Below are 14892 nucleotides of genomic sequence, written 5' to 3' on the forward strand. Positions count from 1 at the left end.
CGGTACGGTGACGGTCAGGAAATCGCCGGCCCGCGCGGGCGCGGCTGATTGCTGCCTGCCGCCGCGATCACGCGCCGGAAAAACGCGACCAGTTCGGGCACATGGGCGTCGAAGGTGAACTGCGCGCGCTGCGACCACACCTGTTCGCGTAGCGCGTCCATGCGCGGGCGGTCGCGCAGCAAGGCGCCCAGGTGCCCGATCGAATCGTAGAACAGGCCGGTGCCGAGCCGGTGCGACAGCGACTGCGTCGCCACGATGGCGCCTTCGTTACTGCGCTGGATCATCGGCAGGCCGGCTGCCGCCAGGGTGGCCATGCGCGCCGGATAATTCAGGTCATCCCAGTTGGCGCGCCGCAGTTCGCCGTCGTTGGTGCTGGCGAAGGCATGCAGCCAGCCGGCGTCGTAGCGCGAGAATTCCTCCACCCAGCGCGACTGGTCGACATTGGCATGCAGGTGCAGATGGCGAGGCGCCAGGCGCCGTGCGTCGGCTATCCATTGGCGCCACTGGCCGTGCGTGAAGTCGCCGTAAAAGTGCAGGTGGATGCCCTGGGCCGCCAGTTCGCCCACGGTGTGGGGATGCAGGCCGATGGGGCGGCCGGGAACGACGGTGTGGACTTCGCCGCCGTCCGCGGCGGACAGCAACCTGGTGCGCGCCTCGCCAAACCAGCTGGCCTTGGGCAGGTCGCCATCGAGCACATGGCAGGGCTTGGACGTCGACAGACCCGGCAGCACGGTATCGAACCAGTCGCGCATTTCCGGGCTGCTGAAGATGCAGCCGTCGGCAAGCTCGAACAGCGCCACCAGCTGCGGCCACGTGCCTTTTTCAAGACAGATGAACGGGCCTTCCTTGAAGTGCCACACGAACGGTACGCCGGGTGTGGCCAGCAACAGCTGGTGGCAAAACGGCACCGCCTGCCAGTTCAGCTGGGCGTGGATGATGTCCGGCCGCAGCTGCCCAACCGCCTCGGGCCAGCGACCGAACGGCAGCTCGCGCACATGCCCGAACGGCAGCGGCCCGACCGTGTTGTACCAGTACGGCTCGCGCATCCACAGCCCGTGCAGCGTGTGGCCCCGCTCTTCCAGCGCCAGCACCCGGTCGGCGTTGTACGCCAGTTCGCCGGCCAGCAGGATGTTCAAGCCATCTTCGGCAGCCGGCGTGGGCGGGCGCGCGCGCATGGCGCGGTACTGCGCCACCTCGTCGATCGCGTTGCCGGCCGTGGTGTGAAAGCGCAGCGGCTCGCGCACCCGGTAATGCTGGCGAAACGGGTTGATGCCGCCCACCGGCTCCTGCATCAGCTTATGGCGCTGGGCCGGGTGGCTGGTCCATTCGCAACTGAGCTGGCCGGTGCCGGTAAACGAACCTTGCTCGCGCAGGCGCCCCCAGAACAGGCGTTCCAGGTCGTCCGATTCGAGCTCGTCGCGGTCGGTCCAGCGCAACTCGCTCCTGCGGTACATGCACTGGACCAGCTGCAGCGCGGTGCCGGCGATCAGGCCGTCGGCCTCGCGGTTGTAATGATGGCGCACGCCCGCGTATGCGAGAACGGCGTCGGGCCGGGCCTGCAGCGCCGCGCACAATGTGGCCAGGTGCTCGCGGTAAAACACGTCGTCGCTGGGCAGGCAGGCGATCAGCGGCGCGCGCGCCAGGTTCAGCGCGCAGTTCAGGGCATTGCCCAGGCCCGTGTTGTGCGGCAGGCGCCGGTAGCGCACGCGTTCATCGCGCAGGAACGGTTGGACCACGCCGGCCGTGTCGTCGGGCGAGCCGTCGTCGATGACGATGGCTTCCCACGCGCCAAGGGACTGGGCCAGCAGGCTGTCGAGCGCGCGCCGGATGAAGTGGCACTGGCCGTACGTCGGCATCAGCACGGTGACCTGCGGTTCGGTTGGGAAAGGGCTTGTCAAAGCGGACTCTTCAAAGGGTGGTTGACCTGTGAAGAAAGCATGCGCGGAAAATGCGCGCCCTGTTTGATGTTGAACAGAGGTGCGCGCAATGAGCGCGCTGGCGCCTCAGCGGCTCACCATCAGCCGTTTCGCTTCGCGCTGCATGCGGGCAAATTCATCGGCGCACACCGCCTGGCTGAACAGGTAGCCTTGCAACTGGTCGCAGCCGAGGTCGCGCAAAAAGGCCATCTGCTCGGGGGTTTCGACGCCTTCGGCCACGATTTCCTGCCGCAATTGCTGGGCCATCGTCACGATCGCACGCGCGATGGCGCAATCGTTTTCTTCGTACGGCAAGCCGATCACGAACGAGCGGTCGATTTTTAATGTGCTGATCGGGAATTTCTTCAGGTAGGCCAGGCTCGAGTAGCCGGTGCCGAAGTCGTCCAGCGCCAGCGCCAGGCCCATGGCCACCAGTTCGTTCATGATCGCGATGATGCCGTCGGTGCCGCGCACCAGCAGGCTCTCGGTTATCTCCAGCATGATCTGCGCCGGCTCCACGCGGTGCCGGTCCAGCACGTCGCTGATGCGGCCCGGCAGACTGCGGTCGAACTGGCGCGCCGACACGTTGATCGCAATCGGCGGCATGGACAGGCCGGCGTCGTCCCACGCGCGGACCTGGCGGCACGCTTCATTCATCACCCAGTTGCCGATATCGAAAATCAGGCCCGTCTCCTCGGCCAGCGGAATGAACACGCCCGGCGAAATCATGCCGCGCTCCGGATGGCGCCAGCGGATCAGTGCTTCGGCGCCGACGATGCGGCCGCTGCGCAGGCTCACCTTGGGCTGGTAGTGCAGCTCGAACTGGTTTCCGGCCAGGGCTTCGCGCAGCTCGGTTTCCAGGCGCAGGCGCTCGCGCGCGCGCTGGTCCATTTCGTCGCGGTAGAACAGGAAGCCGCCGCTGCCGAATTCGCCGGCCTTGGCCAGCGCCACCTCGGCAAAGCGCAGCAGCGAGGCCGTATCCATGCTGTCGTCGAGGTACAGCGCGATGCCGATATTGGCGCTCACCTGCAGGCCGTGGCCCGCCACCAGCAGCGGCGCGGCCAGGGTCGCGAGCAGCTTTTGCGCGACGATGCCGGCGTGCTCGCGCTGTCCGATAGTGGGCAGGGCAATGGCGAATTTGCTGCCGTCGATGCGCGCCAGGATGTCGGGCTCGCGCAGCACGCTGCGGAACTGGCGCCCCACCATGCACAGCACGTCATTGGCCACGTCGTGGCCGAGCGTGTCGCTGATGGCGCCGATGCGGTTCACTTCAACCACCATCAGCGCGCCGTATTCGTTGCCGCGCCGCGCTTCGTTGAGCACCTGTCCGACCAGGTGATTGAACAGCGAGCGGTTCGGCAGGCCGGTCAGGCTGTCGTAGTTGGCCATGCGCTGCATGCGCGCTTCGGCGTCCTTGTGCACGCTGATGTCGGAAAACAGCGAGAACGTATGCGTGATCCTGCCCTCGGCATTGCGCACCACGCTGATGGTGACCGATTGCGGAAACAGCTCGCCATTTTTGCGCTTGCCGACAATCTCGCCGCGGAACGGGCCGTTGCCCTGCATGGCGGCGCGCACCTTGGCGCGGAACTCGGCGTCATGCACGCCGGAGCGCAGCAGGTCGGGCGTCTGCCCGATCGATTCGGCCGCCGAGTAGCCGGTGATGCGGGTGAACGAACTGTTGATCGACACAATGCGCTCGCTGGCGTCGGTAATGAGCACGCCCTGGTCGCTGTCTTCGATGATGCGCGCGTACAGGCGGATCTTGTCTTCCTCGCTCAGGTGTTCGGCCAGCGGCGAGAGGTGCACCAGCATGCCGATCGCTTCGCCGTCGTCATCGTGGATCAGCGACAGCGCCAGCCGCACCCAGATCACGTCCCCGCTCTTGCGGCGGCGCCGCACTTCGACCAGGCAGCTGCCATGTTCGAGGAACAGTTCGGCGATGCCCGGATCGGCTTCATCGGTGTCGTCGGCGTACAGGAACAGCACGTGCTGGCCGATCGCTTCCTCGCTGGTGTAGCCGAACACCGCTTCGGCGCCGCGGTTCCAGCTGGTGAGGTAGCCGGACAAATCGAGCACGATCACCGGTTCGTCGGACGCTTCGTAGGTGTCGGCGTGGTGCCGCAGCAGGCGCCGCGCCGGCGGTTGCTGCGCTTCTTTCGCCAGCAGCAGCTCGGCTTCGAGCCGCACCAGCATCTGGGTCAGCGCACTGCCCTCCATCTCGCGCGCGATGCGCACGAGGTCGAGGCTGCGGTCGAGGGCCGATTCAGCCATGATGACGCGCGCCGCTGTCGCGCAAGGCGCCCAGCATCCAGCGGTTCGCTTCGATGATGGCGGCGTTGAAGTCGCACGGCGTCATTTGCAGGGCCATGACGCGCGCCGCCACCGCATCGGGTTCGCCCCGTTCGGCGCATTCGACCAGGTCCAGCAGCGCGCCCAGTTCACCGTCGCGGTGCAGCAGCGCGCCCAGTACCGCATCGCTGATCGAGAGCGGCGCCAGGATGGCGGGCAGCGGCATGCCGAACAGGACCCCGAGCAGCGAAAACATCCCGGTCATGAATGCCTGCTCCTGGGTGAGCTTGTCCAGGCCGCGCGTACGGGCCAGCAGTTCGAGCGAGCGCGCCCGCACCGACACGCGTGCCAGCAGCATGGGCGAGCGGATGTCATCCTTGTTGGCGGCGAACAGCATCAGATTGAGCCAGCGGCGCAGTTGCTGGCGTCCGAGGATCAGCAGCGCCTGGCCGAAGCTGGTGATGCGCCGCACCACGCCCATGCCGAGTGAATTGACAAGACGCAGCAGCTGGTACGACAGGGTCGGGTCGAGCCGCAGCAGCGCTTCGATTTCGTGGGTGTCGGCGTCGGCGGCGACCAGTTGCACCAGCTGAAGGGCGAGCGCGCGCGATGCCGCCTGGCGGGCCGCCTCCCTGGCCGGTGCGGCCATGCACCAGTCGCCATCGATCCAGCGCGCTTCGGGCGGCAGCAGCACCGCGCTCAGGCGCTCGTCGGCGCAGTACAGGCTGCGCGCGGCCAGCTCGGTCCAGCCCTGGCCGCGCAGCACATCGGCCAGCCGCGCATCGAGGCCGCTCCGGTACAGGCACGGAAACTCATCGCACAAGGCGCCCAGCGCTGCCACGATGGATGGCGCGACGAGCGCATCGTCCGCTGCCGCGGCGGCCGCTGCCGCGCCAACGTCGATCAGCAGACCGGAGGGCAAGCCGCGGCGGTCCGCTAATACGCGTAAAACTAGGAGTGGCGCCGGGCTCGAGCAGGTCATTGGGATCGAGGGGGGGGGTGGGTAACAGTGAAGGCCATGGTACCCCCGAGTTATTTACCCCCACCAACGTTTCGATCAAGAACTAAGGTGATTCGCGGAAAAAAATCTCCCGCTATCAAGCAGGTGTTGCAAATCCGCCCGGCGCAAAATCGGCCAGTTGCGCGAACAGGCCGGGGCGCTGCATGCGCTCGCGCCACCAGCGCAGGGCCGCGCCCTCCTCGCCCACGCGCCAGGCCAGGTAAAAGGTTTCGGCGCCGCGCACTTCCTCGACCTGTTTTTCAACCAACAGCCCGCGCTCGATGGCCGGGCGGGCGCAGGCTTCGGGCAGAAAGCCGAAGCCCAGGCCGGCGATCTGCAAATCGTATTTGGCTTGCATGGTCGGCACCGTCAGCGCGTCCTGCCCCAGCAGCAGGCCGACCGTGCGCGCCGCCATGTTGCGCGCCGAATCGGCCACCACGATGGCGCGGTGGTTCTGCAACTGGCTGCGTCCGAGCGGTTCGGGCATGCCGGCCAGCGGATGGCCGGGCGCGACGGCGAACACGAAGGGCATGGAACCGATCATGCGCGCCACGTAGCCGCCGCCGGCCGGACCGTCGCCGGCCACGCCGACCAGCAGGTCGACGCGGCGGTCGAGCAAGGCTTCCCATGGACCGGACAGGGTTTCCTGCACGATGCGCAGGCGCGTCTGCTGCGCTACTTCATAGAACGCGCGGATGTCGTCCCGCAGCGCGAGCGCGGAAAACATCGAATCGATGCCGATGCCCAGTTCGGTTTCCCAGCCGGACGCGACCCGGCGCACGCGGTGTTCCAGGTCTTGCGCGGCCTTGAGCAGGTAGCGCCCTTCGGTGAGCAGTTCGCGCCCGGCCGGGGTGAGCAGGATGCGCGGGCCGTTGCGCTCGAACACTTGCACTCCCAGGTCGTCCTCCAACTTGGCCACGGTGTAGGAAATGGTCGAGGGTACCCGGTGCAATTCCTGCCCGGCCTTGGAGAAGGACCCGCGGCGGTCGATGGCGTCGATGATCAGCAGTGCTTCCAGGCTCAGTTTTAGCATTCGATTTTTTCGATCATAGGAGACAAAATTTTCCGTTTTTTGATTCGCTCGACGCCCCCTATACTAGCTTCATCGGTGCAGCGAAACAGAAATCCACCGATAACGTGGATCGAAATTATTGCACATTAACTTTAAAGAAACGGAGCAAATCATGTTAGAAATTCGTCCAGGCGCAGAACGTGGCAACGCAAACCATGGCTGGCTGCAATCCAAACATACGTTTTCTTTCGGTCACTATCACGATCCGAAACAGACCGGCTTCGGCCCGCTGCTGGTGATCAATGAAGACAAAGTAGCGCCTTCGCAAGGCTTCGGCACCCACGGCCACCGCGACATGGAGATTATTTCCTACGTGCTGGAAGGGGCGCTGGAACACAAGGACAGCATGGGCACCGGTTCCGTATTGCACTATGGCGATGTGCAGCGGATGAGCGCCGGAACCGGGGTGCGGCACAGCGAGTTCAACGGCTCGGCGACGGCGCCGGTGCATTTTCTGCAAATCTGGATCCAGCCGAACGTGACCGGCATCGCGCCGAGCTACGAAGAGAAACACTTCACGCCGGAAAGCAAGATCGGCCAGCTGCGCCTGATTGCGTCGAGCGACGGACGCCAGGATTCGGTGCTGATTCACCAGGATGCAGCGATTTATGCGGGCATTCTGAACGGTGGCGAGGCGATCGAGCACCCGCTGGCCGCAGGACGCACCGGGTATGTGCACCTGATTCGCGGCTCGCTGACGGTCAACGGCGTCCAGCTCAAGGGCGGCGATGCGGTGAAAATGACGCAGGAGAGCGCGGTCAGGATCGAGAACGCCGAGGCGGCCGAGGTGCTGGTGTTCGACTTGCCGTATTGACAGGCCGCCGACGTTGCGCACCATCGGCGACACGCACCCCTGCGCATCCTCCGCACGCCCGGCAGTTAACTGGTGACCGTGCGCAGGCGCTTGGCAACATCGGCCAGTCTGTATGGCTTGGCGATCAGGTCGAACTGCGCAAGCGCTTCGCCGAACTGCTCCCGCAGCGGGCCGCTCATGTAGCCGGACGTGAGGAGGATTTTGATCTCGGGCATCAGCTCCCTGGCGGCCTGCGCGAGCGCCACCCCGTTCATGTCGGGCATCACGACGTCGGTAAACAGCACTTTGATATCAGGATGCTGCCGCAGCAGATGCATCGCCTCCGCCCCGCTGTTGGCGGCGATCGCGTCGTAGCCCAGGCTTTGGAAGATGGCGACCGTCATGTCGAGCACATCGGGCTGGTCATCGACGACGAGCGCTCTATCGACACTTGGCACTTCAGGCTCGCTCCCGTGCTGCGCAACCTGCGTCGGGAAGTACAGGGAAATGCAGGTTCCTTGTCCCACAGCCGACTTGAGGACGAGGTGGCCGCCCGATTGCTGCATGAGCCCGTACACCTGGCTCAGGCCGAGGCCGGTTCCCTTGCCTACCGCTTTGGTCGTGAAAAAAGGTTCGAGCGCACGGGCCGCGACCTCGGGCGCCATGCCGGCCCCATTATCGCTGACGGAAATCACCGCATACGTGCCGGCAGGCAGCCGATCAATTTCATTTTCCTCCAGCAAGGCCTGGCGCGTTTCCAGCGTGATGGATCCGTCTTCGCCTACCGCATCGCGTGCATTGATCACCAGATTGAGAAGTGCCGATTCGAACTGCGAGACATCGGTCTGCACCCTGCCGACGGGTTCCTTTGTAATGACAAACCGGACCGAGTTGGGAACCGCCCGCCGCAGCACCGCTTCGAACGACGCGATGATATGGTTGATATCGAGCACTTCGAGGGTCAGTGGCTGTTGACGCGCGAACGCCAGCAATTGGCCGGTCAGGGCGGCCCCGCGCTGCGCGGCGCGCTCCATGCTGTCGATGATCTTGCGGTGTTGCGCCGTATCCGATGGCGTCCCACGCAATAAATCGATCCCGCTGCAGATCACATTCAACAGGTTATTGAAGTCGTGCGCGATGCCGCCAGTCAGCTTGCCGATGGCCTCCAGTTTTTGCGATTGCGCAAGCGCTTCCCGGGTGCGTTCCAGCACGAGCGCCGCCTCGCGCCGCTCCGTAATATCGCGGGTAATCTTGGCAAAGCCGATCAGCTGCCTTGCCGAGTCGAATACAGGATCGATCACGACGTGGGCCCAGAAGCGCGTGCCGTCACCGCGCACTCTCCACCCTTCCGTCTCGTAGCGTCCGTCGTGCTGCGCCGTCAGCAGCGCTTTCTCCGGAACTCCGTTGAGCCTGTCCTCTTCGGTATAAAAGCGCGAAAAATGGCTTCCTTTGACTTCGTCGAAGACCAGCCTTTTGATCCGCTTGGCGCCCTCGTTCCAGTTGGTGATCAGCCCGGCTGGCGACAACATGTAGATGGCATAATCGGTCACGCTTTGTACCAGCAGCCGGAAGCGCTCTTCGCTTGCGTGCAGCGCTTCGGCCGCGCGGCGCTTTTCGGTGATATCCCGCGTAATCTTTGTATATCCCAACAGCACATCGTCGGATCCGAAGATGGGATCGATGACGACGTTGGCCCAAAACAGGGACCCGTCCTTGCGCACCCGCCAGCCCTCATCTTCAAATTTGCCGGTCGTGCGGGCCACATACAGCGCCTTGTGCGGCACACCGCTGGCCCGGTCCTCGAGCGTGTAAAACGTCGAAAAGTGCTTGCCGATGATTTCATCCGGCGTGTAACCCTTGAAGCGTTCCGCGCCCGCGTTCCAGCTCACCACGTCGCCATCGGCCGAGAGCATATAGATCGCGTAATCGGTGACTTTTGAAATGAACAGCTTCAGGCGGTCGGCCTCGAGATAGGATTGAGACATGGCAACTCTATAGCTTAAAATACAAGTGTACTCTTTTTTGTCCAGGCAGCAAGCCCAAAAAGCAGCCATTGACGGAGGGGCTATTAGAGCCCCTCCCCCAACGGCCCCACCCGATTTCCGCTACACTTGCGGCTACAGCAATAGATTTGAGAACATGGCCATGCCCTCCCCCGTCACTGAAGAACTCCTCGATTACACCACCTCGTGCGCGCTGCCCACTCCCTGGGCGCAGTTCACCCTGCACGCCTTTGTCGAGCACGCAACGGGCAAGGAGCACCTGGCGATGACCCTGGGCGACATCGGCGACGGCGAACCGGTGCTCGCGCGCGTCCACTCCGAATGCCTCACCGGCGATGTGCTGTTTTCGCAACGCTGCGATTGCGGTGCCCAGCTCGAAGGCGCGCTCAAGCGCATCGCCGAGGAAGGGCGCGGCATCCTGCTCTACCTGCGCCAGGAAGGACGCGGCATCGGCCTGGTCAACAAGATGCGCGCCTACCGCCTGCAGGAAGCCGGCGCCGACACGGTCGAGGCCAACCTGGCTCTCGGCTTTCACGCCGATGCCCGCAACTACGAGCTGTGCCAGCCGATGTTCGCCCATTTCGGCATCCACGCGCTGCGCCTGATGACCAACAACCCGCGCAAGATCGATGCGATGGAAAAACTCGGCGTCACCGTCAGCGAACGCGTGCCCCTGCTGGTGAACCGCAACGCCTTCAATAACAGCTATCTGAACACCAAGGAAGCCAAACTCGGCCACATGATGACCCCGCTGGCCGAGCCCGTTGCGCAGGATGGCGAACTGTAAGGCCCGTAACGCGCGCAAATAAGCTAAGCTGGTGGCAAGATAGCGGAAACAGCTCTTGCCACCGAAGGATTGCATGAAATTTGTCAATACTGCAGTGCTTGCTTATTGTTTCGCCGCCCATGCGATCGCGGCGGCCCCGCCCGCGGCGCCTCCCGCGCCCGTCCGCCCGCCCGCTTCCCTGACCATTCCCGCCGTCGTGCCACCGCCAGCACCGGCCGTCATTCCGCCGGGCGCCGAGCCCCCGGCGGCCAGCACGCCCGAAGTCGAAGAAAACGCCGCCCTGCCACCGCCGTCCTCGGCCGCGCAAAAGGTGTATTCCGCCGCCAAGGGCGACCTGTTGCAAATCCGCATGCTGCTCAAGAACGGGCGCAGCCAGTCGACCGTGGGCTCGGGCTTCATGGTCGGCACCAGCAACCTGGTGTTGACCAATTACCACGTGGTGTCGCAGATGGCGCTCGACCCCGATGTGTACGTGGGCGAATATATCGATACCGACGGCAAGAGCGGCCCGGTCGAGCTGCTCGCCGTGGACGTGCTGCATGACCTGGCGGTGGTGCGCATCAACCGCAACGGCAGCGGCTTTTTCAATATCCCCGAGAAACTGGTGAAGCTGACCCAGGGCCAGTATCTGTATTCGCTGGGCAACCCTCTCGACCTCGGCTTCGCCATTTCGGAAGGCTCGTACAACGGTATCATCACGCGCAGCTTTTACGACCAGCTGATGTTCACCGGCCCGATCAACTCGGGCATGAGCGGCGGTCCCAGCGTGACCGTGGCCGGCGACGTGGCCGGGGTGAACGTGTCGAAGCGGCGCGATGGCGAATTGATCAGCTTTCTGGTGCCGGTGCGCTATGCCCAGGAATTGCTGAAAAAAGTCGCGGCGCAGACCAGCGCGCCCACGGATTTCAATCCCCTGATCGGCCAGCAATTGCTGGCGCACCAGCGCGGCATGATCGACCGCCTGCTCGACTCTCCGCTCTCGCTCAAGACCATGGGCCCGTACCAGGTGCCGGTGCGCGAGTCGGAACAGGTGCGCTGCTGGGGGCGCTCCAACGTCAAGGCCAAAGCGACCTTCAACGCCGACACCATGGCCTGCGCGATGGAGTCCGCCATCTTCGTGTCGGACTCGCAGCAGACCGGGCACGTATCGATGACGCACCAGTACGTGCGCTCGGCCATCCTGGACCCGGCGCGCTTCGCGGTGCTGGCATCGACCCTGTTCAAGACCGATAACCTGGGCAGCACCAAGGACACGCGCATGACCGGACCCATGTGCACCGAAAAATTCGTCAAGACCAAATCGCTCCCGCTGCGCGCGGTGACCTGCGTGCGCGCTTACCGCAAGTTCGCGGGCTTGTACAACTTCACCCTGCTCACCGCCAGCACCGACGACGCCCGCGCCACCTTGCAGAGCCGTCTGGACGTCTCCGGCGTCTCGTACGAAAACGGCCTGCGCACCACGCGCGCCTTCCTCGAAGCGCTGGCGCGCGGGCACAAACAATGAACGCGCCCTACTTCATCGAAACGCTGGCGCGCAACGGCGACGTGCTGCACCGGCACCAGGTCAACACGCTGCCGATCCGCTTCGGCCGCGGCTACGACAACGACTTCATTCTCGACGATGCCTTCGCCGCGCCGCGCCACGCCGTGCTCGAAGCTGACGAGCATGGCCAGGCCGTGCTGCGCGACCTCGGGACCAAAAACGGCGTGGTCCACCTGGGCCGGCGCAAGACCAGCCTGGTGATGACCGGCGACACCGTGATCCGCATCGGCCACACCAGCCTGCGCGTGCGCGGGGCCGACTTTCCGGTCGGGCCGGAGATGGTCGACCGCACCATGCACGGCTGGGAGGGCGGCATCCCGGGCCTGGTCGGCATGCTGCTGATCGGCGCCTTCGCGCTGCTTACCACGTGGCTGAGCGACACCCAGCCGTTCCAGCTGATCCGCTACCTGCTCGCACTGGCCTACGGTGTCGGCGCCGGCCTGGTATGGAGCGGCGCGTGGGCTTTCGCCAACCGCCTGTTCGGGCGCCACGCGCGGCTCGGGCGCCACCTGTTCATTGTCGGCTGCGGCCTGACGGCGATACTGGTCTACAAAATGGCATCGAGCGCCGCGGCCTACGCATTCTCGCTCGAAGCGCTGACCGGCTACAGCTCGCACGTGGTGATCGCCATCGTGGCCGGCGTGATCTTCTTTCACCTGGGGACGGTCAAGCCGCACCAGACCCGCCGCTTCGGACTGGCCTGCCTGATCCTGGCCCTGATCGGCTCGGGCCTGACCCTGATCAGCAACCAGCAGCGCTACGGACGCATGGCCGACGAACTGTTCATGTCGGTGCTGATGCCGCCATCGGCACGCGTCAGTCCCGACCACAGCGTCGATGAATTCATGGGCGACGTCGCCGCCATGAAGGCCACGCTCGATGCCGAACGCAGCGAGAAGGTCAAGAGCGACAGCGGCGAGGACTGAGCCCCATCAGGCTTTCCTGGCCATCAGCGGATGCAGCGTTTCGCCGCGCGCCAGCATGGCCGCAAAGGTGGCGATGCGGCGCGCGCGCGTGTCGGGCTTGACGGCGGTCTGGATGCGAAACAGCACCGCGTAGCGATTCTGCCCGTTGAGCGTGGCGAAAAATTCGCGCGCCCCGGGGTGCGCATCGAAGGCCGCTTCCAGGTCGGGCGGCACCTGCGCCGTGCTGGCCGGCTCGTACGCCGCGGCCCAGCGGCCATCGTTTTGCGCGCGCTCCACCTCGGCCAGGCCGGCCGGCTGCATCTTGCCCTCGGCGATGTAGCCGAGCGCCTTGTCGCGGTTCACGCGCGACCAGATGCTCCTGGCGCCGCGCGGCGTCCAGCGCTGCAGCCAGTGATGCTGGTCCTCGCTGCGTTTCTGGCCGTCGATCCAGCCGAAACACAGCGCCACTTCCAGCGCCTCCTGGTACGTCACGGTCGCCTCCGGCGCGCCCTTCTTCGCGTGGCGCAGCCATACCCCGCGCGAGCCGGCATGGTGTTCGGCCAGCCACTGCGCCCATGCCGCCTGCGAGGCGAATGCGCGCGGGGCGTCATCTTGCGCCAGCGGTGTCTCCAATGTGCCTGCCATCCGGTTTCTCCCGATTCTTTGACATGGCAGACAGAATACGCAATCATCAGCGCTTCGGCCAGCCCCTGCGTCATTCACCCCACCCAATCATGCGACTTCAACGCTCCACCATCGTCATCGGCGTCGCCTGGCTGCTGTTCTGGACGCTGATGGTATCGGTCGCCGTCGAAGACTATCTGCGCGATGGCGGCAAGACGCTGTGGCAGCCGGTGCTGTGGGAAAGCTCCTCGATGCTGGCCGCAACGGGCCTGCTGGCGCTGCAGCGGCGCCTGACGCGCAAGTACGACCATCTGCTGGCGACGCCGTGGCGCTGGTTCGGCCTGCAGGCGCTGTTCCTGCCGATGTACTGGGTGGCGTTCGTGCCGATCGCATTCGGCATCCGCCATGGCGTGTACGCGCTGGCCGGCATGCGCTACGAACACGAAGCCTGGGGGCCGACCTTCTTTTACGAGTCGCTCAAGCTGTCGGTGTTCGTCGGCCTGTTCGTGGTGATCGTGTTCGGCATCCTGTCGTACCGGCAGCTGCTGGAAGCGAAGCTGCGCGCCGAAAAGGCCATCGCCCTGTTGCGCGAGGCGCACCTGCAACGCCTGCGCCAGCAGATGCAGCCGCACTTCCTGTTCAATGCGCTCAACACCATTTCGTCCCTGATGCATACCGACGTGGCGCGCGCCGACGCCACGCTGATCGAACTGGCCGACGTGCTGCGCGCCACGCTCGACGTGGGCGAACTGCAGGCCGCGCCGCTGTCGACCGAACTGCGGCTGGTGCGCGGCTACGCGCGCGTGATGCAGGAGCGCTACGCCGAGCGCGTGACCATCGCATGGCGCATCGACGACGAGGCGCTGGCCTGCCCCGTGCCGGTGATGAGCATCCAGCCGCTGCTCGAAAATATCTTCAAGCACACCGTGGAGAAGCGGCGCGAGACGGCGCACATCGCAATCAGCGCCAGCCGCCGCGACGGCATGCTGGTGGTGACCCTCGACGACGACATCGGCACCCTGGCGCCCGATGCGCCGCCCGGGGTGGGCCTGTCCAACCTGCGCGAGCGCATGGCGGCCCTGTACGGCGAGCGCGCCAGCCTGGCCCTGTCGCCGCTGGCGCCGGGCGGGGTGCGCGCGCAAATGAGGGTGCCATGCGCATCCTGATCGTCGACGACGAGCGCCCCGCGCGCGACAGGCTGCGCCATCTGTTGGCGCAGGAAGCTGGAGTCGAAGCCATTGCGGAAGCGCGCGATGCTGTCGATGCCATGCAGCAGATCGCGGCGTTCGCACCGGACGCGCTGTTTTTGGATATCCAGATGCCCGAGGTGAGCGGCCTCGAACTGGCCGCGTCGCTGCCCGCGCCGGCGCCGCTGATCGTGTTCGCGACCGCGCACGACCAGTATGCCGTGCAGGCCTTCGACGCCAACGCCATCGATTACCTGCTCAAGCCCTACGACCAGGCCCGCCTGCGGCGCGCCTTGCAGCGCCTGCGCGAACGCCTGCTGGCGCGCAGCGCGCAGCCACTGCCGCCGTTCGCGGGCGAGCATGCGCTGCGCCAGTTGCTGGTGACCGAACGGGGTGTCACGCGCGTGATCCGCGTCGACCGGATCGGGTGGATCGAGACCGCCGACAATTACGTGGTGCTGCATACGGCCGGCGAGCAGCCGCTGATGCGGCAGACGCTGGCCGGCCTGCTCGACAAGCTGGGACCGGGATTCGTACGCTGCCACCGGCGCGCGGCCGTGCAGCTGGCATGGATCGAGCGGATCGACACGCTCGACAAAGGCGACTGCGAACTGGTGCTGCGCGACGGCGCGCGCGTGCCGTGCAGCCGGCAGTACCGGGCCGCCGTCATGGCGCTGTTGTAAGGCCGTGCCGTAAGGCCGTGCCGTAAGGCCGCGCGCCGGTTCGCCCCACCGTGATCCCGGCTCGCCCCATGTCGCTGGCGCGCTTGG

At 65.5% G+C, this 14892-nt stretch carries 12 protein-coding genes; 6 read left to right on the forward strand and 6 right to left on the reverse strand.

Annotated elements, in window-relative coordinates:
* Positions 1-14: 14 nt before the first annotated feature.
* The 4 genes from RBA41_RS13075 to RBA41_RS13090 all read right to left on the reverse strand — a co-directional run bounded on the left by RBA41_RS13075 (position 15) and on the right by RBA41_RS13090 (position 6241).
* The gene (locus RBA41_RS13075) at positions 15-1898 is read right to left on the reverse strand and encodes a glycosyltransferase (RefSeq protein ID WP_306624371.1); all 1884 of its coding nucleotides are present in this window, start codon (positions 1896-1898) and stop codon (positions 15-17) included.
* Between the two features lie 105 nt (positions 1899-2003).
* The gene (locus tag RBA41_RS13080; RefSeq protein WP_306624372.1) at positions 2004-4190 is read right to left on the reverse strand and encodes a putative bifunctional diguanylate cyclase/phosphodiesterase; all 2187 of its coding nucleotides are present in this window, start codon (positions 4188-4190) and stop codon (positions 2004-2006) included.
* The gene (locus RBA41_RS13085) at positions 4183-5130 is read right to left on the reverse strand and encodes an EAL and HDOD domain-containing protein (protein ID WP_306624373.1); all 948 of its coding nucleotides are present in this window, start codon (positions 5128-5130) and stop codon (positions 4183-4185) included. Before RBA41_RS13085 ends, RBA41_RS13080 begins: the two co-directional genes overlap by 8 nt.
* 175 nt (positions 5131-5305) lie before the next feature.
* Complete coding sequence (locus tag RBA41_RS13090) at positions 5306-6241, reverse strand: LysR family transcriptional regulator (protein ID WP_306624375.1); 936 nt, start codon at positions 6239-6241, stop codon at positions 5306-5308.
* 151 nt (positions 6242-6392) lie between these two features.
* On the opposite strand from RBA41_RS13090, the gene RBA41_RS13095 reads away from it, so the two are divergent.
* Positions 6393-7094: a pirin family protein gene (locus RBA41_RS13095; RefSeq protein ID WP_306624377.1), complete on the forward strand. Its 702-nt coding sequence runs from the start codon at positions 6393-6395 to the stop codon at positions 7092-7094.
* A 65-nt stretch (positions 7095-7159) separates the two neighbouring features.
* On the opposite strand, the gene RBA41_RS13100 is transcribed toward RBA41_RS13095, so the two are convergent.
* Positions 7160-9058 carry a hybrid sensor histidine kinase/response regulator gene (locus tag RBA41_RS13100; RefSeq protein ID WP_306624379.1) on the reverse strand — a complete coding sequence of 633 codons (1899 nt, stop codon included), beginning with the start codon at positions 9056-9058 and terminating at the stop codon, positions 7160-7162.
* Between the two features lie 160 nt (positions 9059-9218).
* On the opposite strand from RBA41_RS13100, the gene ribA reads away from it, so the two are divergent.
* The 3 genes from ribA (at position 9219) to RBA41_RS13115 (ending at position 12332) form a co-directional block, all read left to right on the forward strand.
* Entirely contained in the window at positions 9219-9863 is a 645-nt protein-coding gene (gene ribA, locus RBA41_RS13105) for a GTP cyclohydrolase II (RefSeq protein WP_306624381.1), read from the forward strand.
* A gap of 73 nt (positions 9864-9936) precedes the next feature.
* Complete coding sequence (locus RBA41_RS13110; protein WP_306624383.1) at positions 9937-11367, forward strand: S1 family peptidase; 1431 nt, start codon at positions 9937-9939, stop codon at positions 11365-11367.
* Entirely contained in the window at positions 11364-12332 is a 969-nt protein-coding gene (locus tag RBA41_RS13115) for an FHA domain-containing protein (protein WP_306624385.1), read from the forward strand. Before RBA41_RS13110 ends, RBA41_RS13115 begins: the two co-directional genes overlap by 4 nt.
* 6 nt (positions 12333-12338) lie before the next feature.
* Here the strand turns inward: RBA41_RS13115 and RBA41_RS13120 are convergent, their stop codons facing one another.
* On the reverse strand, positions 12339-12956 hold the full coding sequence (locus RBA41_RS13120) for a YdeI/OmpD-associated family protein (protein ID WP_306624386.1): 618 nt from the start codon (positions 12954-12956) through the stop codon (positions 12339-12341).
* Between the two features lie 89 nt (positions 12957-13045).
* On the opposite strand from RBA41_RS13120, the gene RBA41_RS13125 reads away from it, so the two are divergent.
* Together RBA41_RS13125 and RBA41_RS13130 are read left to right on the forward strand one after the other, a co-directional pair.
* Entirely contained in the window at positions 13046-14101 is a 1056-nt protein-coding gene (locus RBA41_RS13125) for a sensor histidine kinase (protein ID WP_306624387.1), read from the forward strand.
* A complete protein-coding gene (locus tag RBA41_RS13130) occupies positions 14089-14805 on the forward strand; it encodes a LytR/AlgR family response regulator transcription factor (protein ID WP_306624388.1) in 717 nt (238 codons plus the stop codon). Before RBA41_RS13125 ends, RBA41_RS13130 begins: the two co-directional genes overlap by 13 nt.
* Positions 14806-14892: the final 87 nt, after the last annotated feature.

It is taken from the genome of Massilia scottii (assembly GCF_030846495.1).
In the GTDB taxonomy this organism is placed as follows: domain Bacteria; phylum Pseudomonadota; class Gammaproteobacteria; order Burkholderiales; family Burkholderiaceae_D; genus Telluria_A; species Telluria_A violaceinigra.

Excerpts from the sequence above, each read along its gene's own strand:
- RBA41_RS13080 (WP_306624372.1), bottom strand. The coding sequence starts at position 4,190 with ATGGCTGAATCGGCCCTCGACCGCAGCCTCGACCTCGTGCGCATCGCG.
- RBA41_RS13090 (WP_306624375.1), bottom strand. The coding sequence starts at position 6,241 with ATGCTAAAACTGAGCCTGGAAGCACTGCTGATCATCGACGCCATCGAC.
- RBA41_RS13095 (WP_306624377.1), top strand. The coding sequence starts at position 6,393 with ATGTTAGAAATTCGTCCAGGCGCAGAACGTGGCAACGCAAACCATGGC.
- RBA41_RS13100 (WP_306624379.1), bottom strand. The coding sequence starts at position 9,058 with ATGTCTCAATCCTATCTCGAGGCCGACCGCCTGAAGCTGTTCATTTCA.
- ribA (WP_306624381.1), top strand. The coding sequence starts at position 9,219 with ATGCCCTCCCCCGTCACTGAAGAACTCCTCGATTACACCACCTCGTGC.
- RBA41_RS13110 (WP_306624383.1), top strand. The coding sequence starts at position 9,937 with ATGAAATTTGTCAATACTGCAGTGCTTGCTTATTGTTTCGCCGCCCAT.
- RBA41_RS13115 (WP_306624385.1), top strand. The coding sequence starts at position 11,364 with ATGAACGCGCCCTACTTCATCGAAACGCTGGCGCGCAACGGCGACGTG.
- RBA41_RS13120 (WP_306624386.1), bottom strand. The coding sequence starts at position 12,956 with ATGGCAGGCACATTGGAGACACCGCTGGCGCAAGATGACGCCCCGCGC.
- RBA41_RS13125 (WP_306624387.1), top strand. The coding sequence starts at position 13,046 with ATGCGACTTCAACGCTCCACCATCGTCATCGGCGTCGCCTGGCTGCTG.
- RBA41_RS13130 (WP_306624388.1), top strand. The coding sequence starts at position 14,089 with ATGCGCATCCTGATCGTCGACGACGAGCGCCCCGCGCGCGACAGGCTG.